The sequence below is a fragment of the Streptomyces sp. NPDC030995 genome (assembly GCF_055571215.1).
In genome coordinates this window covers 1-19,566 of the sequence record NZ_JBVIFS010000038.1, presented here as the reverse complement: position 1 = coordinate 19,566, position 19,566 = coordinate 1, and the positions used below count along the sequence as shown (strand labels likewise).

Annotated in this window: 19 protein-coding genes; 14 read left to right on the top strand and 5 right to left on the bottom strand. The window is 73.3% G+C overall.

Annotation, left to right across the window (positions count from 1 at the left end):
- Positions 1 to 12 precede the first annotated feature (12 nt).
- The 3 genes from ACZ45T_RS34125 to ACZ45T_RS34115 are packed head-to-tail and all read right to left on the bottom strand — an operon-like array spanning position 13 to position 2,464.
- Positions 13 to 1,053, bottom strand: a complete 1,041-nt coding sequence (locus ACZ45T_RS34125; RefSeq protein ID WP_468448011.1) for a ketoacyl-ACP synthase III family protein — start codon at positions 1,051 to 1,053, stop codon at positions 13 to 15.
- Positions 1,050 to 1,235, bottom strand: a complete 186-nt coding sequence (locus ACZ45T_RS34120; RefSeq protein ID WP_468448010.1) for a tautomerase family protein — start codon at positions 1,233 to 1,235, stop codon at positions 1,050 to 1,052. The genes ACZ45T_RS34125 and ACZ45T_RS34120 overlap by 4 nt, the downstream gene beginning before the upstream one ends.
- Complete coding sequence (locus ACZ45T_RS34115) at positions 1,217 to 2,464, bottom strand: DegT/DnrJ/EryC1/StrS family aminotransferase (protein ID WP_468448009.1); 1,248 nt, start codon at positions 2,462 to 2,464, stop codon at positions 1,217 to 1,219. The genes ACZ45T_RS34120 and ACZ45T_RS34115 overlap by 19 nt, the downstream gene beginning before the upstream one ends.
- Positions 2,465 to 2,691: 227 nt before the next feature.
- Here ACZ45T_RS34115 and ACZ45T_RS34110 point away from each other — a divergent pair, with 227 nt between their 5' ends.
- The 4 genes from ACZ45T_RS34110 to ACZ45T_RS34095 are packed head-to-tail and all read left to right on the top strand — an operon-like array spanning position 2,692 to position 5,333.
- Positions 2,692 to 3,771: an LLM class flavin-dependent oxidoreductase gene (locus ACZ45T_RS34110; RefSeq protein WP_468448008.1), complete on the top strand. Its 1,080-nt coding sequence runs from the start codon at positions 2,692 to 2,694 to the stop codon at positions 3,769 to 3,771.
- On the top strand, positions 3,768 to 4,322 hold the full coding sequence (locus ACZ45T_RS34105; protein ID WP_468448007.1) for a nitroreductase family protein: 555 nt from the start codon (positions 3,768 to 3,770) through the stop codon (positions 4,320 to 4,322). The genes ACZ45T_RS34110 and ACZ45T_RS34105 overlap by 4 nt, the downstream gene beginning before the upstream one ends.
- Entirely contained in the window at positions 4,279 to 4,605 is a 327-nt protein-coding gene (locus tag ACZ45T_RS34100) for a DUF6092 family protein (protein ID WP_468448006.1), read from the top strand. Before ACZ45T_RS34105 ends, ACZ45T_RS34100 begins: the two co-directional genes overlap by 44 nt.
- 14 nt (positions 4,606 to 4,619) lie before the next feature.
- Complete coding sequence (locus tag ACZ45T_RS34095) at positions 4,620 to 5,333, top strand: tRNA-dependent cyclodipeptide synthase (protein ID WP_468448005.1); 714 nt, start codon at positions 4,620 to 4,622, stop codon at positions 5,331 to 5,333.
- Here the strand turns inward: ACZ45T_RS34095 and ACZ45T_RS34090 are convergent.
- Positions 5,317 to 6,114, bottom strand: a complete 798-nt coding sequence (locus ACZ45T_RS34090; protein ID WP_468448004.1) for an AfsR/SARP family transcriptional regulator — start codon at positions 6,112 to 6,114, stop codon at positions 5,317 to 5,319. The genes ACZ45T_RS34095 and ACZ45T_RS34090 overlap by 17 nt on opposite strands.
- A 249-nt stretch (positions 6,115 to 6,363) precedes the next feature.
- Here ACZ45T_RS34090 and solA point away from each other — a divergent pair, with 249 nt between their 5' ends.
- The 9 genes from solA to ACZ45T_RS34045 all read left to right on the top strand — a co-directional run bounded on the left by solA (position 6,364) and on the right by ACZ45T_RS34045 (position 18,223).
- Positions 6,364 to 7,548 (top strand): N-methyl-L-tryptophan oxidase, encoded by a 1,185-nt coding sequence (gene solA, locus ACZ45T_RS34085; protein ID WP_468448003.1) that lies wholly within the window; start codon positions 6,364 to 6,366, stop codon positions 7,546 to 7,548.
- Positions 7,545 to 8,051 carry a flavin reductase family protein gene (locus tag ACZ45T_RS34080; RefSeq protein WP_468448002.1) on the top strand — a complete coding sequence of 169 codons (507 nt, stop codon included), beginning with the start codon at positions 7,545 to 7,547 and terminating at the stop codon, positions 8,049 to 8,051. The genes solA and ACZ45T_RS34080 overlap by 4 nt, the downstream gene beginning before the upstream one ends.
- Positions 8,052 to 8,103: 52 nt before the next feature.
- Positions 8,104 to 9,204, top strand: coding sequence for an AMP-binding protein (locus ACZ45T_RS34075; protein WP_468448001.1), 1,101 nt, complete (start codon positions 8,104 to 8,106; stop codon positions 9,202 to 9,204).
- Positions 9,204 to 10,655, top strand: coding sequence for an aldehyde dehydrogenase family protein (locus ACZ45T_RS34070; RefSeq protein ID WP_468448000.1), 1,452 nt, complete (start codon positions 9,204 to 9,206; stop codon positions 10,653 to 10,655). Before ACZ45T_RS34075 ends, ACZ45T_RS34070 begins: the two co-directional genes overlap by 1 nt.
- 200 nt (positions 10,656 to 10,855) lie before the next feature.
- Positions 10,856 to 11,188 carry an acyl carrier protein gene (locus ACZ45T_RS34065; protein WP_468447999.1) on the top strand — a complete coding sequence of 111 codons (333 nt, stop codon included), beginning with the start codon at positions 10,856 to 10,858 and terminating at the stop codon, positions 11,186 to 11,188.
- Positions 11,181 to 13,967, top strand: a complete 2,787-nt coding sequence (locus ACZ45T_RS34060; RefSeq protein WP_468447998.1) for a type I polyketide synthase — start codon at positions 11,181 to 11,183, stop codon at positions 13,965 to 13,967. Before ACZ45T_RS34065 ends, ACZ45T_RS34060 begins: the two co-directional genes overlap by 8 nt.
- Complete coding sequence (locus ACZ45T_RS34055; protein ID WP_468447997.1) at positions 13,964 to 14,743, top strand: thioesterase II family protein; 780 nt, start codon at positions 13,964 to 13,966, stop codon at positions 14,741 to 14,743. Before ACZ45T_RS34060 ends, ACZ45T_RS34055 begins: the two co-directional genes overlap by 4 nt.
- A 20-nt stretch (positions 14,744 to 14,763) precedes the next feature.
- Positions 14,764 to 15,819 (top strand): aldo/keto reductase, encoded by a 1,056-nt coding sequence (locus ACZ45T_RS34050; RefSeq protein WP_468447996.1) that lies wholly within the window; start codon positions 14,764 to 14,766, stop codon positions 15,817 to 15,819.
- Positions 15,820 to 15,841: 22 nt separating this feature from the next.
- Positions 15,842 to 18,223, top strand: coding sequence for an acyltransferase domain-containing protein (locus ACZ45T_RS34045; protein ID WP_468447995.1), 2,382 nt, complete (start codon positions 15,842 to 15,844; stop codon positions 18,221 to 18,223).
- 8 nt (positions 18,224 to 18,231) lie between these two features.
- On the opposite strand, the gene ACZ45T_RS34040 is transcribed toward ACZ45T_RS34045, so the two are convergent.
- Complete coding sequence (locus tag ACZ45T_RS34040; RefSeq protein ID WP_468447994.1) at positions 18,232 to 19,128, bottom strand: LysR family transcriptional regulator; 897 nt, start codon at positions 19,126 to 19,128, stop codon at positions 18,232 to 18,234.
- Between the two features lie 25 nt (positions 19,129 to 19,153).
- Here ACZ45T_RS34040 and ACZ45T_RS34035 point away from each other — a divergent pair.
- A partial coding sequence (locus ACZ45T_RS34035) for an FAD-binding oxidoreductase (RefSeq protein WP_468447993.1) occupies positions 19,154 to 19,566 on the top strand: 413 nt, incomplete at its 3' end.

Sequence of the window (19,566 nt, the reverse complement as noted above, 5' to 3'; positions counted from 1 at the left end):
CTCTGATCGGGGTCAGTCGGTCCCGCCGGGCTCGGCGGTGATCTCCAGCAGGGCGCAGGCGGCCTCCATGCCGGTGGTGAAGCCGAGCATCAGCACCTGGTCGCCGGGCCGTACCTGGCCGCTGCTCCACAGGTGTTCGAGACCGAGGGCGAAGTCGGACACGCTCGCGTGGCCGATGCGGCGGTTGAACTCCCACGTACCGCGCTCGGCCGGCAGGTCCAGGGGGTCGAGGAGGAACACGCTCAGCGGATCCCGGTTGAAGCCGTTGTGCACGATCCGGGCGACCTTGTCGAGCGAACTGCCGGCGGACGACAGCGTGCGCTGCACGCTGTCGGCGATCAGCTCGCCGAAGTCCCCGAGCGGGATGGCGCCGCCCTCCGCCCACTTCAGCCGCCAGTGCTCCAGGCGGGTCTCGAAGTCCATCACCCGGTGCACCGGCGCCTGCGGGGGCAGCAGCGGCTCGTTCCCGCGGTGCATGGCCTCCATGTCGGGCTGCGAGACGAAGTCCATGGCGAGCAGCCGGGCGAAGCCGCCGCGCCGCGAGACCACCAGCGAGGAGCCGGCGTCGGCGAGCACGAACATCGACGAGGACCGCCAGCGGTCCACCAGCGGTGTCGCGAAGTTGTCGGCGGCCGTCAGCAGCATCGCCGCGTCGGGATCGTCCGAGGCGCCCAGGTGCAGCGCCGCCGTCTGGAGGCCGGCGAGCAGACCCAGACAGCCGTGCTGGACGTGGAAGGCGGACACCGGCCGGTCCAGAGTGTGGTGCAGTACGTAGTGGGCCGGCGACCAGCCTTCGGGGCCCTGGTAGTACGTGCTGCTGTGGAGCAGGCCCCGGAAGTCCTCCGGCCGGTGGCCGGACCGCCCGATCGCGGTCCGTGCGGCGCGTACGGCCATGTCGACGGCGGACAGGGACTCCTCGACGGCGACCGACTCCAGGCCGGAGGCCTCGCGGGCCTTCTCGTCGTACAGGCCGGTGCGGACCGCGTGTTCCGTCGTGACGGTGGGCGGGAGGTACGTGCCGACCCCCGCGAGGTGGATGTTCTCGAAGTTCATGCGCCGGGCTTCCCCGCGATCCCCCAGCTCTCCCGGGGCACGGGGGTGAGTACCACCCACACGGCCTCGCGCACTTCCTCGCCCAGCACACCGGCCGCGGCGTCCGTGAGGCGGCCGATCAGCTCGGCGCGGGTGCGCTCGTCGAGCCGGTCCTGGTAGAGCTTCACATCGATGAGAGGCATGACAGTCCTTTCACTTCGGAGCTGAGAACGTCTTCGAGAGCGGCCACCAGATGGTCGACCTGGCGGTCGGAAAGCCCGGGCTGGCACGGCAGGTTGACGTGCTGGTCGAACCACAGTTCCTCGGCGACCGGGCACTGCCCGAGGCCGTGACCGCGCTCGCGCCACTCCGGCAGCAGATGGAGCGGCAGGTAGCGCAGCTGGACCTCCACACCGCGTTCGTCGAGACCGCGGACCACCGCCTCGCGCAGGCCGGGCGGGCCGTCCACGAAGAAGGTGTAGAGGTGCTGGGCGTGCCGCACCCCGGGCCGGGGCTGCTGGAGGCGGGTGTAGGGGTGGCGGGCGATCACCTCGTCCAGCCGGCGGGCGATTTCCCGCCTGCGGCCCACCAGTTCGTCCAGCCGTTCCATCTGGGCCAGGCCCACGGCGGCCGCCGCCTCGGACAGGGTGGCGTTGGTGCCCGGGCGGCGGACCTCGGAGCACACCTGCTCGTACGCGGGTGACGCGTACTTCATCCAGGGCAGCAACTCCCGGCCGGGCGCGAGGCCCTCGTGGCGGGCCGACGTGAAATCCCCGTCCACCTCGTTGGAGCGGAGCCGGTCCAGCCGCTCGGCCCAGTCGTCCCGGTCCAGGGTGATCATGCCGCCCTCGCCGAGGGTGGTGATGTTCTTTGACGCGTGGAAGCTGAAGCAGCCGATGTCGCCCAGGGAGCCGGGGCGGCGGCCGTCGTACACCGCGCCCAGGGCGTGCGCGCAGTCCTCGATCACCGTGATGCCCCGGTCCCGGGTCACCGCCGTGATCTCGTCCATCTCCGCGCTCCAGCCACCGTAATGGACCAGCAGCACGGCCCGGGTGCGGTCGGTGATCAGCGACTTCAGCGCCGCCGGGTCGATGTTCAGCGAGTCGGGGTCGACATCGCAGAACCGGACGGCGGCCGGCAGCCCGAGCAGGGGCTGGACGGTCGCCTGGAACGTCTGGGGGGTGACGATGACCTCGTCGCCCTCCTTCAGGTCCAGCAGGTGGATGGCCAGTTCCAGCGCGACCGTGCCGCTGGTGACCGACAGGGCGTGCCGCGTGCCGATGTGTTCGCGGAACCGCTGCTCGAAGCGGTCCCGGAACGATCCCGTGGACAGGGAGCCGTCCGAGGCGATCAGTTGCTCGAGCGCCTTGGCCTCGGCTGCACCGAGGATGCTGCCACGGCTCACGTACGGCACGGCGTAGGTTCCGCGCATGACGGGTCCTCCGGCGTTGAGGTCGGGGGGGGGGTGGGGGGCTGCCGCATCCCACGGCAGGCATGCCGGAAATCAAGCATTCCCGCCCCGCCCCGGGCAAGGGAAAACAGCATTCCTGACACCGGGCTGACAGCCTGACGGGGAAATGCGTCTTCCGGTTGACGGGCCGCGGCGCACCCGCTTTCCCTTGGTCCGGCACACCAACCCGGTTACCAGGAGGTGCGGGAATGACGGAATTCGGTGTCAACTTCTTCCCGGTGGTCGATCCAGCGGTCAAATCCGCCACCGCGTACTACGACGAGACCTTGCGGCTCATCGAATTGGCCGAGGCGCTGGGATTCACCCAGGCGCAGACGGTCGAGCACTATTTCACGGCGTACGGCGGCTACAGCCCCGACCCGGTGACGCTGCTCACCGCGGCGGCGGCCCGGACCAGCCGGATCCGCATCGGCACCGGCGCCGTCGTCCCCGCCTTCACCCACCCGGTGAAGCTGGCCGGCAAGCTGGCGATGCTCGACCACCTCTCCCACGGGCGGCTGGACGTCGGCTTCGGCCGGGCTTTCCTGCCCACCGAGTTCGCCGCGTTCGGCATCCCGATGGACGAGAGCCGGGCCCGGTTCGCGGAGGGCGTCGAAGCCGTCCGGCAGCTGTGGACCACGGAAGAGCTGGTCTGGGAAGGCCGCTTCCACCGCTTCGGCCCGGTGACGCTGCTGCCCCGCCCCTACCAGCAGCCGCATCCGCCCCTTTACATCGCATCCGCGACCAGCGCGGAGTCCTGCGAGGCCGCCGGCGCCGCAGGGCACCACCTCCAGGTGGTGCCCTCGGTGACCTCGGCGCAGCAGCTCGCCGCGATGCTCGACGCCTACCGAGGCGCCTGGGACGGCGCCGGACACCGCCCCGGTGAGCGCCGCATCCAGATCAAGTTCACCTGCTACCTCTCCGAGGACCGCGCGGAGGCCCACCGGCAGGCCGAGTTCCACGAACGGCAGTACGTCGAGCACATGGCGCGTGCGGTGGCTCCCCTGGCCACCGAAGGCTCCGCCGACTACCCCGGCTACGAGAAGTTCCTGGACAAGGCGAAGAACTACGAGTTCAAGGCGGCTCTCGAGGCGGGCAAGGTGCTCGCCGGGGACCCGGACGACGTGCGCGAACAGATCGCCGCGGTGCGTGCCCGGTTCGGCACCGACCTGTCCTTCAGCCTCCAGTTCAACCCGGGCGCCACGGCCTTCGCCCGCGCCGCCACGGCCATGGAACTCTTCGCCGCACACGTCATGCCCGCCTTCCCCGGACAGGACGCGGCCGCATGAACGACCTCCTCGACGTCCTGCGCAGCCGCACGGTCCTGCGCAACTACTCCGGCAAGCCGGTCGACGACATCGTGGTCGACGACCTGCTGACCGCCATGGTCAGTGCCCCGACCGCCTCCAACAAGCAGGCCTGGTCGTTCGTCGTGGTACGGGAGCCGGAACGGGTCGGCCGGCTGCGGGCCTTCTCGCCCGGCATCATCGGCACCCCCGCGCTCGTCGTTGTGGCCTGCGTCGACCGCTCCCGCACCGACCGGCTGCCCGGGCACATCTCGCGGAAGATCTACGAGACCAGCCGCCTGTGCGTGGCCATGGCGGTGGAGAACCTGCTGCTCGCGGCCCACGCACGCGGGCTGGGCGGCTGCCCGGTGAGCAGCTTCCGGGAGGCCGCCGTGCGCACCCTCCTCGGGATCCCCGACCACATCGAGCCGCTGCTGGTGGTCCCCCTGGGACACCCGGCCGAGCCCCCCGTACCGTCCGACCGGCGCGACAAGAACGAGGTGATCAGCCATGAAATCTGGGGACAGGGTCCTGCCGCAGGCCCGGCTGCATGAGGAACTCGCCCTGCTGGCCGCGTACCTGCTGAGCAGCGGGCGCGGACTGCTGGAGGAGCCCGCGGACTACGGCGCGTACCGCTGCACCGACGCGGCCCGCCGGGTCCTGGACCTCCTGGAGCGGACCGGTGGGCACAACCCCGGGCTGCACGCCGTCCGGCGGCGCCTCGACGAGATCATGTTCGCCCCCATGGGGGGTGACGTCGACATGGCGGAAATCCTGGACGGCCTCTGCGGTCAGATGATCGATGCCTTGCGAGAGCCCGCGTCCGACAAAAGGTAAGGGAGAGACCGTACATGCGAGGCAATCAGCTCGCCGAATTACGCCACGGAATGTACAGCGAGCCGCTCAGTGAATCGTGCCGGCGCATTCTCGAACGCGGCGAGCACGCTCTCGTCGGAGTGAGCGCGGGCAACAGCTATTTCGACCAGGAGCGCCTGACCGGGCTGCTGGAATGGACCCGCCGTACATTCTCCGCCGTCGACGTGGTGTACGTCGACACGCACATCGACACCATGCTCGTCGCCGACGGCCGCGCCCCCGAATACGCGGCGCGCTCGGCCCGCAGCACCGTCAAGGACGTCCGCCGGCGGATCCGCCGCGCGGTGGAGCGGACCTACCCGGACGGACTGCGGATCCGGGTGCGCGCGCTCAGCGAACTGCTCCACACCCCGGAGTACCGGGAAGTGCGGCGGCGCACGGACCGCGCCATGCGCGAGGATCCCGGTTTCGCCGCCACCTGCGAGGAGATGGTGCGCCAGGTGCTGGAGCACCGCACGGGCCGAGGGGCTCCCGTCACCGCGGCGCACCTGGAGGCCGGCATGGGCTACGTCCAGGCCGAGGCACCGCTCTTCGTCGATGCGCCCACCGTCTTCAACGTGCCCTCATCCATGGTCTGTTACCACACGGACACCCCGATCAGCACCCATCTCGTGCAGCCGGACTCGACCTTCCGCGTCGCACCGGGCCATGGCTACATGATCGTCCGGCCGTCTACTCCGGACAGCTGACCAGCGCCGTCAGCCGCTCCAGCCGGGTGCGCAGGGAGCGCTGCTCGGAGGCGAGCAACCGGACGAGCCCGTGCAGCCGCTCGATCTCGTCGGGCCGCCCGGAGTCCGGGCCCGGCCGGCGGCCCCGTACCCCCACCGGGGCCGGCCGGCCGCGGCCCAGCGCGAGCGCCAACTGCTCCTGGAACCGGGTCCGTCCCGGGTGCTTCGCCACCGCCGCCCGCAGCTCGCCGAGCACCTCCTCATGGCGCCCCGTGCGCAGGGCGGTGTCGAAGAGCGTCTCCAGCGCATCCTGCCGGATCCGCTCGTACTCGGCCGCGAGTCCGGCGCAGATGGGACCCATGGCGATGCCCTCGAGCACCTCGCCCCGCCACAGCGCGAGGGCCTGCCGCAAGGCCTCGTACGCGGCCTGCGGTTCCTGCTCGGCCGTCCCCCGGGCCCTGGCCACGGCCAGCCGGAACCGGCCGGCGTCGGTATCGAGCTCCCCGGCGGCGAGCTCGTACCCCGTGCTGTGCCGGATCAGGCGCGGAGCGTTGGCGCGCTCGGGCTCCACCAGCGCCAGCCGCCCCCGCAGCCGGGAGACGTGCGCCTGCAGGGCGTTGGCCGCCTTGGCGGGCGGGCGGTCGCCCCACAGCTCGCGGGTCAGCCGCCCGGCCTGCACCACGACGCCCGGCCGCGCCAGCAGCGCACCGAGCAGGGCTCCTTGCATCGGGCTGGCCAGGCGCACCCGGCGCCCCTGCCGCTCGTCGTGCACCTCGGGCACGCCAAGGATCCTGATGAGCATCCGTTCCCCCTTCGTACCTCTCGTGGTCCCAGAGGACCACGGGTGGGGCGACCGGGTCCTGAGTGAGCGGTACTCAACCGCGTCGCGCACCCGGGGGCGGAACACCGGCCGGGCCGCCCCGGGCCGGGGGTGTCCGAGTACCGGAAATGAGTACCGACCACTCAGGCGCCGGACCGCGACCGCGTGGTCTGGTGGTCGCGGTCGTTCCGGCCGGTCCGGTCGCAGACGGAGCAACGGGAAGAGGAGCAGATGAGTCGGTGGGACGCGGACGTGGCCGTGATCGGGCTGGGGGCGTGGGGGTCCGCGACGCTGTGGCAGCTGGCATCCCGCGGCGTCGACGCGATCGGCTTCGAGAGCCGCCGGCCCGGGCACGCGCTGAGCTCGTCGTACGGCGGCTCGCGGATGTTCCGCACCACGTGTCTGGAGCACCCGGGGCTGGTGCCGCTCGCGAGGCGGTCCGGCGAGCTGTGGCACAGGCTGGAGGAGGAGGCCGGCCGGCGGCTGTTCTTCCCCCGCGGAGGCCTGCTGATCGGGCCCGAGGACGGCGTCATCGTCGGCGGGACGCTGCGCGCGGCCCGTACGCACGGCATAGAGGTGCGCACGATGGGCGCGGCCGAACTGCGCGAGCGGTTCCCGCGCCACACCGGCGTACCGGAGCAACACCTCGCCGTCTGGGAGCCGTCCGCCGGTCTGCTGCGGGCGGAGGACTCCGTACGGGCCGCGACCGGGCTCGCCCGTGCGGCCGGCGCCCGCGTGTACACCGACACCCGCGTCCGCGCGGTCGAAGAGGTGCCCGGCGGCGTCGTGCTGCGGAGCGCCGAGGGCGAGACCCGGGTGCGCCGCGTGGTGATCACGGCCGGGTCGTGGCTGCCCGCCCTGGTGGCGGGACTGCCGCTGCGGACCCTGAGGATGCCGCTGACCTGGTTCCGGCCGGTGGCCGCGGACGGGAGCTTCGACATCGAGCGCTTCCCCGTCTTCATGCGGGAGACCGAGGCCGGTCCCGTCCTGTGGGGCAACGGCCGGGAGGGCGGGTACGAGGTCAAGCTGGGCTTGGAGGGGTACGGACCCGGGGCCCGCACCCTCGACCCCGAGGACGACGGCGAGCGGTCGGTCCGCCCCGAGGACTGGACCGATGTGGCCCGGATGCTCCCGGGCCGGCTTGCCGGCCTGGAGGGCCTGCCGGCCCAGGTGGCCGTATCGCTGTTCACCCGCACGCCCGACGGCCAGTTCGTGCTCGGTCCGCTGGACGACGACGGACGGATCGTGGTCGCCGGCGGGTGCAACGCCCACGGCTTCAAACACGCCACCGGCATCGGTGAGGCCCTGGCCGACCTGGCCACCGGCCGCACCCCCGAGGTTCCCCTCGGCTTCCTTTCCCCCCACCGTTTCGGCCGGACCGCCGCGACGGCCTCCCCGATGGAGCGTGCACTGTGAGGACACCGGTCCCGGCCACCACCCTGACCGAGGCGGGGCAGTTCCGTGACGCCATGGCGCTGCTGCCGGCCGCCCTCACGGTGGTCACCACCGTCGACGGTCTCGGCCGCCCCTGGGGGTTCACCGCCAGCTCCGTCACCCCCGTCTCGCTCGGCCCGCCGCTGCTGATGGTCGGCGTCGGCCGGACCTCGAGCTGCCACGACGCGCTCGTGAACGCACCGGAGTTCGTCGTCAACGTACTCGGCGAGCAACACCGCGACCTGGCCGCGAAGTTCGCCGCCCACGGCGTCGACCGCTTCGCCGGGGAGGAGTTCACGCCCTGGCCGGGGACGGACGACCTGCCCGTGTTGCCCGACGCGCGAGCCGCCTACCGCTGTCTGCGCCACGAGGTCGTGCCCGCCGGCGACCACGACCTGCTGCTCGGGGCGCTCGCCGGGGTCCGGACCGGCCATGCCGACAGTCCGCTGCTCTGGTACCGGCGGGCCTTCCACACCCTGCGGTGAGCCCGCCGGGCGCGGTCACCGTTTCCTCGCTTCAGCTGCCCCAGGAGGCACAGTGTCACCGGTAGAACGATCCGTGCTGGACCTGCCGTTCGATGTGGCCCCGGATCCCGACGAGTTCATCCGCGCCGCCATGGAGTGGCACTTCAACCCGCGGACCGGGTCGCCCTACTGGCTGCGCCGGGCCGCCTCGCTCGCCTTCGACCCGCGCCGCGACGTCAAGGGCCACGCCGACCTCCGGCTGTTCCCCAACGTGGTGAGCGAGCTGCGCGACGTCCCGGTGACCGACCTCCTGCCCCGGGGCTACGGCGGTACGGCGGACATCGTGGGCACCTTCGAGAGCGGTGGCACGACCGGTGCGCCCAAGCGCGTGCTCTGCCTGCGCGACTGGATGGACCGCATGCTCGCCTGGAGCACCGCCAACCTGGACCTGCACGGCTTCCCGCGCGGGGCCCAGTGGCTCGGGGTCACCCCCTCCGGACCCCACATCGTCGGGCGGATCTTCGAGGAATCGGCCACCAAGCACGGCAGCCTGGGCTTCCACGTCGACCTCGACCCGCGCTGGGTGAAGAAGCTGATCGCCTCCGGGCGCCACGACCTGGCCGACGACTACGCCGAACACGTCATCGACCAGGCCGCGTTCATCCTGCGGACCCAGGACATCGGGGTCATGACCATCACCCCGCCCCTGCTGGAGCGGCTCGCGCACCGCGACGAACTCGTCGACCTGGTCAACGAGAAGGTGAAGGCGATCCGCTGGGGCGGCACCCAGATGGACGCCGACACCCGCCACCTGTACCGCACCGAGGTCTTCCCCGGGGTGAGGCTCTACGGCCACTACGGCAGCACCATGATCCTGGGCATCGCCGGGCAGCGGTTCGACGCGGACGACGCGGACGCATGCGTCTTCGACACCCTCTCGCCGTACGTGACCTTCCGGGTCGTCGACCCGGCCACGGGGGACCCGGTGCCGCACGGCGCCCGCGGGCAGGTCGTGATGAACCACGTCAGCAAGGGGCTGCTGCTGCCCAACAACCTCGAACGCGATCTCGCGACCCGCGTCGAGGCGCCGGCGGGGCAGGCCGGCGACTCGGTCCAGGACATCGCGCCGGTGGCCCGCTTCGACGACGAGGCCGTCATCGAGGGGGTCTACTGATGACGCGGCCCACCGCGGCCCCTGCCGCGCCCACCGCACCCACCGCGCCCACCGCGGCCGAGGCGGACGGCAGTGCGGCCACGGCCGGCGGTCCGCTCGTACTGGACGTGCTCGGGCCCACCGGGGCGTACCGGGCACGCAACCGCCAGTCCGTACCCGATCTGACCGGCGCCCCGGCCGTCGAACTCGGTCTCGCGCCACGGCTGTTCGTCAGCCGGGCCATGAGCGGCCTGCGCGCCGCCAGCCCGCTGCCGCCGGACGCTCGGGTGGCGGCGATCGCCCGCGCCGGCGAGCTGTTCGCCACGGCGGAGCTCGGCGGACTCACCCCGGCGGCCTACGAGCACGCCGTCAGCCGCATCGCCGGCATCCCGCTCCCCGTGGTCCGTACGGCCACCCGGACACTGGCCCGCCGCACCGCCGACCTCTACCGAGGACTGCGCTTCGCCCGCCCCGCCGGCGCCGTCGACGACTGGCGCGACCCGCTCACCCGTACCGGACGGCCGGTGTGGGCCCGGCGCGGCGAGGTCCTCGCCGTCCACGCCGCCGGCAACCACCCCGGCACGCACAGCATGTGGCCCGAAGCGCTGGCCCTGGGCTACCGGGTGGCGGTACGCCCCTCCCGGCGCGAACCCCTCACCCCGCACCGGCTCGTCATGGCCCTGCGCGCCGCCGGCTTCCCCGACGACCACGTGGTCCTGCTGCCCGCCGAGCACGAGGCGGCCGGGGCCATGCTGCGCGACGCCGACCTCGCGTACGGCAGTGACGAGGTCATCCGGGAGTTCGCGGACGACCGGAGCGTGCTGCCGCTGACCCCCGGACGCAGCAAGGTCCTGCTGACCGCGGACCACGACTGGCGCCGCCACCTCGACACCGTGGTCGACTCGATCGCGCACCACGGCGGCACCGGCTGCGTGAACGCGACCGCGGTGTTCGTCGAGGGAGACCCGGCGCCGGTGGCCGAGGCCCTCGCCGAGCGCCTGGGCGCGCTGCCGAGCCTGCCGCCGCAGGACGAGAACGCCGTGCTGCCCGTGCAGAGCGCCGCATCCGCCAGGATCCTGGAGAAGTACGTCCTCGGCCGGGCCGCGGGCGCCAGGCCCTGGCTCGGCGGGGACGGCATCGCCGACGAGCTCGGCGACGGCAGTGCCGTACTGCGCCCGGCCGTCTTCGAGCTCGGCCGGCCGGACGACCCCGCCGCCGGCACCGAAGTGCCCTTCCCCTGCGTCTGGGTGTGCCCCTGGAACCGCGAGGCGTGGACCGCGCCGCTGCGCGACACCCTGGTCCTCGGCGCCTTCACGGCAGACGAACGGCTCATCGACGCCCTCCTGCACGAGCCGACCATCAGCAACCTCCACATCGGCGACCACCCCACCCATTGGACCGACACGGGTATGCCCCACGACGGTTATCTGGCCGATTTCCTGATGCGCAGCAAGACGGTGCTGCGCGGCTGAAAGGCGTTCACCCGCACGGCGCCGGCGACCCGTTTCCCCACGGTCCGCCGGCGCCTTCACGCATGCCCGCCCGCAATTCCCATAACGAATTGTTCTGACCCCGAGGGAATGCAGCTATTGGACATCCGGGTCCGGCACTTGGACCATCGAATGGCCGACCGCCCCGTGATTTCCCGCGAATGACGCATTGGAGTGGCACCGTGACATCCCAGTCCCCCCCACCGCAGCAGCGGACCGAGCAGGTCGTCGCCGAAATCTGGAGCGAGGTCCTCGAACTGCCGCAGGTGGGTCCGCAGGACAACTTCTTCGATCTCGGCGGACATTCCCTCCTGCTGGCCATGGTCCGCGAGGGCATCGCCCGGCGGCTGGGCAGGGACGTGCCGCTGGTCGAGCTGTTCGCCCACCCCACCGTCGGCGCGCTCGCCCGGTACCTCGACGACGGCGGCCGGCCCTCGGCGGCCCGGCCCCGGGCCCTCGACCGCGCCCGGCTCGGCAGCCGGCGCGCCGCCCTGCGGGGAGGCACCGGTGACTGACGCCGACCGGTCCCCGGACGACGACGGCCACGTGGCCGTCATCGGCATGGCAGGCCGCTTTCCCGGCGCCCGGGACACCGACGAGTTCTGGCAGAACCTCGCCGGGGGACTCGACACCATCACGCGGGACGAGGCCCGGCCGCTCCGCACCGGCAGCGGCACCGGCGCCGGCACCGGTGAGGGCGGCGCGGAGGGCGGCCCGCTGTTCGTCCCTGCCCGCGGCCTGCTGGAGCACGCCGAATGGTTCGATGCGGGTTACTTCGGCTACTCCGAGGAGGAGGCCCTCCTCCTCGACCCGCAAGCCCGGGTCTTCCTCGAATGCGCCGTCGCTGCCCTCGAACACGCCGGGCAGGATCCCGACCGCTGCGCGGGGCCCGTGGGCGTGTACGGCGGATCGACCGAGACCGCCCACCTCCAGACCGTGCTGGCCCACCGGGAGCGCTTCCCCCACCTGACCGACGACGACCTGCTGCTCGGCGCGGCACCGGAGTTCCTGGCCTCGCGCACCGCCGAGCGGCTGGGCCTGCGCGGACCCGCGACCACCGTGCAGTCCGCCTGCGCCACCGCCCTCGTGGCCGTCCACCTCGCCGTCCAGGGGCTGCTGGGCGGCGACTGCGACCTCGCCCTCGCCGGGGGCGTCGCCGTGCACGTCCCGCCGAAGCCGTCCGGATACAGCGAGGACGGCATCCTCTCCGCCGACGGTGTCACCCGTACCTTCGATGCCCGCGGAGACGGGACCGTGGCGAGCAACGGCGTGGGCATCGTGGTCCTCAAACGCCTGCGCCACGCGCTCGCCGACGGCGACAGGATCCTCGCCGTGGTCCGCGGCTCCGCCGTCACCAACGACGGTTCCGCGCGGGTCGGCTTCACCGCGCCCAGCGTCGAGGGGCAGTCGGCCGCGGTCCGCGCGGCCCGGCTCACCGCCGAAGTGGACGCCGGGACCATCACCTACGTGGAGGCCCACGGCACGGCGACCCCGATCGGCGACCCCATCGAAGTCACCGGACTGACCCGGGCGTTCCGGGAGGACACGGACGAGCGGGGCTACTGCGCCATCGGATCGGTCAAGAGCAACATCGGCCACACCGACGCCGCCGCGGGAGCCGCCGGGCTCATCAAGACGATCCTGGCGCTGGAGCACGCCGCGATACCGCCCACCCTCCACTTCCAGGAACCCAACCCGCAGATCGACTTCGCGTCCGGACCGTTCCGGGTGGCCACCCGCTACGAGCCCTGGCAGCCCCGCGGCGGCGTCCGCCGGGCCGGAGTGAGCGCGATCGGCGTCGGCGGGGCCAACTCCCACGTCGTCCTGGAGGAGGCTCCCGCGCCACCGCCCACGGGCCCGGCCAGGAGCACGCAGCTGCTCGTCCTCTCCGCCCGGACCCCGGCCGCCCTGGGCGCCGCCGCCGCCCGGCTCGCCGCTCACCTGAGGACCGAGCCCGAGCCGGTCCTGGCCGACGTCGCCTGGACCCTCCAGACCGGCCGCCGTGAGCATCCCTGCCGCGGCTACGTCGTCGCGGAGGGCGCCGAAGAGGCGGCCGCCGCACTCGTCACCCTGGCCGAAGGGGCGGCCCGTACCGGGCACACCGGGGGCGGGGGGCCCGGCAACCGCCCCGTGGTCCTGGTGCTCCCCGGCACCGATGGACGCCCCGGCCCCGGCCGGTACCCGCTCGCCGAGCCGGAGTACGAGCGGGCCTTCGCCGCCTGCCTCGACGCCCTCGACGCCCTCGACCCCGACCTGTCGGCGGCCGTGCGCGCCGCCCTGCCCGGGAACGGCCCGGACGACCGCGGCGGCTCCCCGGACCCGGCCGTCGACGACGTCTGCGCGTTCGCCCGGGAGTACGCCCTCGCCCGGCTGTGGATCCGGTGGGGGGTGCGGCCGGCCGGCGTCGCCGGGACCGGGGAAGGGGCCCTCGTCGCCGCCGCCGTGGCGGAGGTCCTCGACCTGCCCGGCGCCCTGCGCCTGGTGATCGCCCGCGCTCGCGCCACGGGTTCCGCGCGCCGGGACGCGCTCCTTTCCCCCGTCCGCACGACCGGCCCCCTGCCGCCCCGCATCCCGCTGTTCTCCAGCTGGGACGGGCGGTGGTACGACGGGTCCGGCCCGGCCCCCGACGCCGCCTGGTGGGCGCGCGAGTGGACGGGTGAGGTGCCGTCCGATCTGCCGGCCGCCGATCTCACCACCGTGCCGGCCCCCTCCGGCGGGGCCGACCCGGTCCTGCTCCGGCCGCTGGGCGAGCCGAAGAGCGAGAGCGACGCGCTGGCCTCGGTACTCGATGTGCTCGGCAGGCTCTGGGCCGCCGGGGTCCCCGTCGACTGGCGCGCCGCGCACGACGGTGTCCGCCGCGCCAAAGTCCCGCTGCCCGGCTATCCGTTCGAACGTCGTCCCTACCTGCTGCTGCCCCCGCAGGACCGGCCGGAAGCCGACGCCGCCTCCACCGGCCCGCACCCGGGACGGGACCGACCGGCCGCCGGGCCCGCCGACGCCACAGCCCGCCGGGAAGCCGGCCACGACAGCACCGAGGGGGGCACCCTCGCCCTCGTCCTGGAGCTGTTCCGCCAGGTCCTGGGCATGCCGGAGGTCGACCCCGAGGACAGCTTCTTCGACCTCGGCGGCGACTCGCTGATCGCCGCCCGGGTACTGGCCGAGATCCGCGAGGGCCTGCCCGTCGAGATCACCGCGAAGTCGCTCTTCGCGGCCCCCACCGCAGTCGAGTTCGCCGAGTTCCTCGACGAGAGGCTGGCCGGCGACGACGTACGGACCCACGAGAGGCAGGCATGAGCCCGGCGCACCCCACCGCAGCGGCGGCCCGGTCCGCCGGGCCCACCGCGACCCGCTGGCTCGCGTGCCGGGACCGCAAGCCCGACGCCACCGTCCAGTTGTACTGCTTCGCGCACGCCGGCGGCTCCGCGGGCGAGTTCCTGCGCTGGACCGACGACCTGCCGGGGGTACGGGTCCTGGCCCTGAAGCTGCCCGGCCGGGCGCCGCGCGAGAAGGAACCGCCCTTCACCCGCATGCCGGACCTGGTCGATGCCCTCATGGAGCAGGTCGGCTTCGGGCCCGCACCGTTCGCGTTCTTCGGACACAGCCTCGGCGGGCTGGTCGCCCACGAGGTCGCCCGTAGGCTGCGCGCTGCCGGCCGGCCGGGACCGCAGCGCCTCTTCGTCTCCTCCGTCCAGCCCCCGCCGGTCACCACCCGGCAGCCGGTGCACCGCCTGCCCCAAGCCGATCTGCTCACCGAGATCGAGCGGCGCTGGGGCGCGCTGCCCGCCGCCGTCCACGAGGACGAAGAGCTGCGCGACATCGTCCTCGGCTACTTCCGGGCCGACATGGAGATCGCCGAGACCTACGCGTTCGTCCCCGGGCCCCCGCTTGCCATCCCGGTCACCGCGTTCGTGGGAGACCAGGAGGACGGCGACCTGACCGGCTGGGGCGCCCACACCGCGGGCCCCTTCGCCCACCACACCCTGCGCGGCGGCCACTTCTACTTCCGCGACCCCGAGCAGCGGCGAGAGCTGCTGCGCCACGTCCACCAAGCGCTCCGCGCCGAGCACTGAAGCGACAGAGGAGCCGCACCATGCGCTATACGACCTTCGGACGCAACAACGGCCTGCGGGTCTCGGAGCTCGCCCTGGGAACCGCCAACTTCGGCGCCGCCTGGGGCGGCGGGGCCAGCCGGGAAGAGGCCCGGAAGATGTTCGAGCGCTTCGCCGAGGCCGGCGGAACGTTCATCGACACCGCCGACAGCTACCAGCTGGGCCAGTCGGAACAGTTCCTCGGCGAGCTCATCGGCAGCGATCGGGACCGCTTCGTACTGGCCACCAAGTTCTCCCTGGGCAACGCACGCCCCCACGTCTCCACCACCGGCAACAGCCGGAAGAACATCATCCGGTCGGTGGACGCGAGCCTGAAGCGCCTGGACACCGACCACATCGACCTCTACTGGGCCCATCTGCCCGACACCGTCACCCCGGTCGAGGAGATCCTGACCACCCTCGACCAGTTGGTCCGCACCGGCAAGATCGGCTACATCGGGCTGTCCAACTTCCCCGCCTGGCAGGTCTCGCGCGCCGTGACGCTGGCCGAACTGCGCGGCTGGACACCGCTGGTGGGCGTCCAGTTCGAGTACAGCCTCGCCGAGCGCAGTGCCGACCGGGAACTGCTGCCCATGGCCGAGGCGCTCGGCCTCGGCACCGCGCTCTGGGCCCCGCTCGGAGGCGGGCTGCTGACCGGCAAGTACCGCGAGAGCCGGGGCGGCAGGCTCAGCGACTGGGACGGCCGCGGCATCCGTACGGAGGACAGCGCGCAACGCACCGACGTACTCGACACCGTGCTCGCCGTCGCGCGGGAGGGCGGGCACACGCCCGTCCAGGTGGCCGTGGCCTGGCTGCGCGCCCGGGCCGCGACGGCGGCCACCGCCGTGGTGCCCGTCATCGGCCCGCGCAGCGCCGCGCAGCTGGAGGGCTACCTGTCCGCGCTGGACGTGACCCTCGACACCGCGTCCCTGCGGCGGCTCGACGACGTCAGCGCCGTACGACCGGGCACGCCCCACGAACTGGTGGCGAACACGCTCGACCTGGTGCTCGGCGGAGGGGCAGGCCGTGTCGCACGACCGCCCGTACCGGTGGCGTGAGCGAACGAAGGAGGAGGACGACATGAGCACGATCGACCCGGCCGACGACCCGGCACACGACCCGGCACACGACCAGGCACACGACCAGGCATACGACCAGGCATACGACGGATCCGCCGTCGCCGTCATCGGCATGGCGGCCCGGTTCCCCGGTGCGGACGGCATCGCCGCCTACCGGGACCGGTGGGCGCACGGAGCCGACCCCGGACCCCTGTTGGAGGACGCCGACGCCTTTGACCACACGTTCTTCGGCCTTTCGCCCGGCGAGGCCCTCATCACCGATCCGCAGCAGCGCGTCCTGCTCGAGTGCGCCCAGCACGCGCTGGAAGACGCCGCCTGCGATCCCGCCCGCGAGGAAGGGGTCATCGGCGTCTACGCCGGTTGCGGCAGCACGCCCTACGCCGCACGGCTGCGGCGCGAGCTGCACCGGCTGCCCTTCGCGGACGACTGGCAGATCAGGATCGCCACGGGCGTGGACTTCCTCGCCGCCCGCCCCGCGTACAAGCTGGGACTGGCCGGGCCCGCGGTGACGGTGCAGGGCGGGGACGCCACCATGCTCCTGGCCGTCCACACCGCGGTGCAGGGGCTCCTCGCCGGCGACTGCGACCTCGCGCTGGCGGGTGCGGTCACCGTCCGCCCCGCGGGCCCGGACAGCGACGGGTCGGTGGGGTCGGTGGGCGGCTGCGGGATCGTCGTCCTCAAACCGCTGCGGGCGGCCCGCGAGGCGGGCGACCGCATCCACGCCGTGGTCCGCGGCACGGCCGTGGCCAACGGTGACGACGCCGGTGGCGTCGCGCGGCAGGCCCGCGCGGCCGCCGGACTCGCGGCCGAGGCGGTGGTCCCGCTCCGGGCCGGCCGCTCGAAGGCGCCCGGGACAGCGGTCACCGACACCATGCCCGGGATCGCGGCCTTCCTCGACGCCGTGCTCGCCGTCTCGCAGCACGCGCCCGGCGGCCCGGCCCTGACCGGTGTCCCGGCCGAAGGCCCGTACGGCCTCCACGCGCACGTCGTCGTGGCACGGCCGCCGCGCCCGGACCACCCGGAAGCCGGGCCCGAAGAGGACGGAGGCTGGCAGCTGCTGCCCCTGTCGGCGCGCGACGGGAGCACCCTCGACGAACTGACCGCACGGCTCGGAGAGCACCTGGCCGGGCATCCGCAGGAACCGGTGGCGGACGTGGCCTGGACGCTGCAGACCGGGCGCACCGCACGGCCCGCGCGCAGGTTCGTCGTCGCTCCCGGTACGGCCGCGGCCGCGGCTGCGCTGAACAGCGGCAAGCGCCGGCTGACCCCGTCCGGCACGGCCCCGCGGACCGCGCGCCCCGTCGTCTTCACCTTCCCCGGCCAGGGCGGCCAGCACGTGGGCATGACCCGCATGCTCTACCGCTCCGACCCCGGGTTCCGGGCCGACATCGACGCCTGCGCCGAACTGGCCCGGCCCGCGCTCGGATTCGACCTGCGCTCCCTCGTCGACCCGCGCGACGCGGCCGAGGAGGAGCAGGCGCGCCGCGCCCTGTCGACCATCGAGGTCGGCCAGCCGGCCGTCTTCATGGTCGAGTACGCGCTGGCCCAGGCCCTGGGCCGCTGGGGAGTGCGCCCGGCCGCGGTCGTCGGGCACAGTCTCGGGGCGTACGCCGCCGCGTGCCTGGCCGGGGTCTTCTCCCTTCCCGACGCGCTCGCCCTGGTCGTGGCGCGGGGCAGACTGCTCCAGAGCCTGCCGTCGGGATCCATGGCCGCCGTCGGGCTGCCCGAGTCGGAGGTGCTCCCGCTGCTCCCGGACGGGCTGGGCATCGGCGCCGTCAACGGGCCCGGACAGGTCGCGGTATCGGGGCCGACCGGGCTGGTGCAGCGCTTCGTGAGGGAATTCCCGCGCCCGGACGTCGAGGTCAAGCTGCTGAAGATCGCCACAGCGGGCCACTCGGCCCTCGTCGAGCCGATCCTCGACGAGTTCGAGGCGTACGTGGCCACCCTGCGCCCGGCCAGGCCCGTGGTGCCCGTCGTCTCGGACACCACCGGAGGCTGGGCCGACCCCGACGACATCGCCACCCCCGGCTACTGGCGCCGGCACCTGCGCCACGCCGTACGGTTCGACGACGCGCTCTCCACGCTCGCGCAGGACCCCGAAGGCATCCTGCTCGAAGTCGGTCCGGGCCTGACGCTGACGTCACTGGCCCGCCGCCATCCCGCACTCGCCGGCCCGGACCGCCTCATGCTCCAGACACTGCCGCACCCGGCCGACGAGACCCCGGAGCTGAGCATTCTGCTGACGGCCCTGGGCCGGCTCTGGCTGGCGGGTACGGAGCTGGACTGGGCGGCCCTGCATCCGGGCGGCCGCCGACGGGTCCCGCTGCCCGGACACCCGTTCCGGCGGACCAGCTTCGACCTGGACGCCGTGGCGGCCCGCTGACCGGCGTCTCAGCTTCCGGGCGACTGCGCGAGCTCCCGGCGGGCGTGCGTGAGGAAGGCGCGGGCCGCCGGGCTGACCGGGCCCTCCGCGCGCCACGCCAGCGCCAGCCGCCCGCGCAGGTGCTCACTGTCGATCCGTACGATGCGCAGCTGCCGGGCGTGTGCGCGGGCGAAGGGCTGGGGAAGGACGGCGAGCCCCAGCCCCCGGGCGGCCAACTGCGCGAGCACCAACGGATCGCTGGCCTCGAAGGCTATGCGCGGCGTGGCGGCCACGGCGGACCAGGCCGCCTCGACGGACGTCCGCAGCCCGGTGCCCGGCGGCAGGCAGATCAGCGTGTGATCGCGTATCTCCTCGACGGACACCCGCTCGCGGTGGGCCAGGGGATGGCCGGCGCTGACCGCGCCGACGAGCAGTTCGTCGGCGATGACCTGGACGGCCAGGCCGGGCGGCGGCTCGGTGGCCATGCCGATCACCGCGACGTCGATCCGCCCCGTGCGGACGCCCTCGGCGAGGTGGTCCGAATTCCCCTCCGACAGGGCCATGTCGATGGACGGATGCAACGCGTGGAACTCGGCCAGCAGTTTCGGCAACGACAGGTGGGAGGACGAAGCGACCGTCCCGATGGAGACCTGGCCCCGCAGGAGGCCGGTGAGCTCGTCCACGGCGACGCGGGCGCCGGCCACGGCGGCCAGCGCGGCCCGGGCGTACGGCAGTACGGCGACGCCCACGTCGGTCAACTGCACCTGACGGCCACTGCGGTCGAGCAGTTCCTGTCCCAATTCGCGCTCCAGCCGGCGGATTTGAGCACTCACACCCGGCTGTGCCACGTGTACGCGCGCGGCGCCCCTGGTGAAGCTCGCCTCCTCGGCAACGGCGACGAAATATTCCAACTGGCGCAGTTCCATGAGCGCCGAGTCTAGAGGTTGCCTTATGAGTGAGTTCTCTTCGCTGGTGTCGCGGGTCGAGGGTGAGGTGTTCCTGCCCGGGCAGGAGGGTTTCGACGAGGAACGGACGGGTTTCCAGCGTGCGGTGGTGCACCGGCCCGATGTGATCGTGGGTGCGGTCTCGGCGCGGGACGTGGCCGCGGCGGTGGAGTTCGCGGGGGCCAGGGGTCTGCCGGTGGCCGTGCAGGCCACCGGACACGGTCTGTCGGTCGCGATGGACGGCGGGGTGCTGATCTCCACCCGGCGGATGTCCGGGGTACGCATCGATCCCGAGGCCAGGACCGCGTGGCTGGAAGCCGGGGTCCGCTGGGAACAGGTGGTCCCCGAAGCCGGACGCCACGGCCTGGCCCCGCTCAACGGCTCGGCCCCGCACGTCGGCGCCGTCTCCTACATCCTGGG

What these genes read in the sequence shown, in the direction of transcription:
- ACZ45T_RS34125 (WP_468448011.1), bottom strand. Translation starts at nt 1,053, where the DNA reads ATGAACTTCGAGAACATCCACCTCGCGGGGGTCGGCACGTACCTCCCG.
- ACZ45T_RS34120 (WP_468448010.1), bottom strand. Translation starts at nt 1,235, where the DNA reads ATGCCTCTCATCGATGTGAAGCTCTACCAGGACCGGCTCGACGAGCGC.
- ACZ45T_RS34115 (WP_468448009.1), bottom strand. Translation starts at nt 2,464, where the DNA reads ATGCGCGGAACCTACGCCGTGCCGTACGTGAGCCGTGGCAGCATCCTC.
- ACZ45T_RS34110 (WP_468448008.1), top strand. Translation starts at nt 2,692, where the DNA reads ATGACGGAATTCGGTGTCAACTTCTTCCCGGTGGTCGATCCAGCGGTC.
- ACZ45T_RS34105 (WP_468448007.1), top strand. Translation starts at nt 3,768, where the DNA reads ATGAACGACCTCCTCGACGTCCTGCGCAGCCGCACGGTCCTGCGCAAC.
- ACZ45T_RS34100 (WP_468448006.1), top strand. Translation starts at nt 4,279, where the DNA reads ATGAAATCTGGGGACAGGGTCCTGCCGCAGGCCCGGCTGCATGAGGAA.
- ACZ45T_RS34095 (WP_468448005.1), top strand. Translation starts at nt 4,620, where the DNA reads ATGCGAGGCAATCAGCTCGCCGAATTACGCCACGGAATGTACAGCGAG.
- ACZ45T_RS34090 (WP_468448004.1), bottom strand. Translation starts at nt 6,114, where the DNA reads ATGCTCATCAGGATCCTTGGCGTGCCCGAGGTGCACGACGAGCGGCAG.
- solA (WP_468448003.1), top strand. Translation starts at nt 6,364, where the DNA reads ATGAGTCGGTGGGACGCGGACGTGGCCGTGATCGGGCTGGGGGCGTGG.
- ACZ45T_RS34070 (WP_468448000.1), top strand. Translation starts at nt 9,204, where the DNA reads ATGACGCGGCCCACCGCGGCCCCTGCCGCGCCCACCGCACCCACCGCG.
- ACZ45T_RS34055 (WP_468447997.1), top strand. Translation starts at nt 13,964, where the DNA reads ATGAGCCCGGCGCACCCCACCGCAGCGGCGGCCCGGTCCGCCGGGCCC.
- ACZ45T_RS34050 (WP_468447996.1), top strand. Translation starts at nt 14,764, where the DNA reads ATGCGCTATACGACCTTCGGACGCAACAACGGCCTGCGGGTCTCGGAG.
- ACZ45T_RS34045 (WP_468447995.1), top strand. Translation starts at nt 15,842, where the DNA reads ATGAGCACGATCGACCCGGCCGACGACCCGGCACACGACCCGGCACAC.
- ACZ45T_RS34040 (WP_468447994.1), bottom strand. Translation starts at nt 19,128, where the DNA reads ATGGAACTGCGCCAGTTGGAATATTTCGTCGCCGTTGCCGAGGAGGCG.